The 608-nt window shown below is 59.0% G+C and carries 1 protein-coding gene; it reads right to left on the bottom strand.

Going from position 1 to position 608, the window contains the following annotated elements:
• Positions 1 to 608, bottom strand: a 608-nt coding sequence (locus OCV69_RS16625; protein WP_158360323.1) for a DegT/DnrJ/EryC1/StrS family aminotransferase, incomplete at both ends; no start/stop codon positions are given.

Consider the following 608-nt stretch of genomic DNA (forward strand, 5'->3'; position numbering starts at 1 on the left):
AACTGTCCCCGCACCACCCCGGCGATCACGTTGCTCATCCGGTAGTTGTAGCCTACTTTCTCATGCTGGTACCAGGCCGCGTTCTCCCGGGACTGGGTGGACCATTTCCGGGCCTGGTCCGCCGCATCCTTATCATCGGTCAGAAGCATTCCCCCGGCAGAGCCGGTGATGATCTTGTTCCCGTTGAAGGAAATGGCGTTATAGGTGCCGAAGGTCCCGGTCTGCTGTCCCTTATAGGAAGCCCCCAGGGATTCCGCCGCATCCTCGATGATCATAGCCCCATGGCGTTCACAGACGGCCCGCAGCTCATCGATCTTTCCAGGCGTCCCATATAAATGGGCGATCACTGCCACGCGAACCTCTGGATACAGTTCAAAAGCCTTCTCCAGAGCCACCGGATCCATATTCCAGGTATCGTATTCGGTGTCAATGAACACCGGGACTCCGCCCTCATACACCACCGGGTTTACGGTGGCAGAAAAGGTCATATCCGAGCAGAACACCTTCTCTCCGGGCTTTACCCCGGCCAGCTTCACGGCCAGGTGGAGGGCAGAGGTGCCGGTGGCCAGGGCCACGGCATACTTACACCCCACGGTCTCACAGGCCAG

Origin of the sequence: Alitiscatomonas aceti, from assembly GCF_025567195.1 — a bacterium.
Lineage (GTDB): Bacteria > Bacillota > Clostridia > Lachnospirales > Lachnospiraceae > Alitiscatomonas > Alitiscatomonas aceti.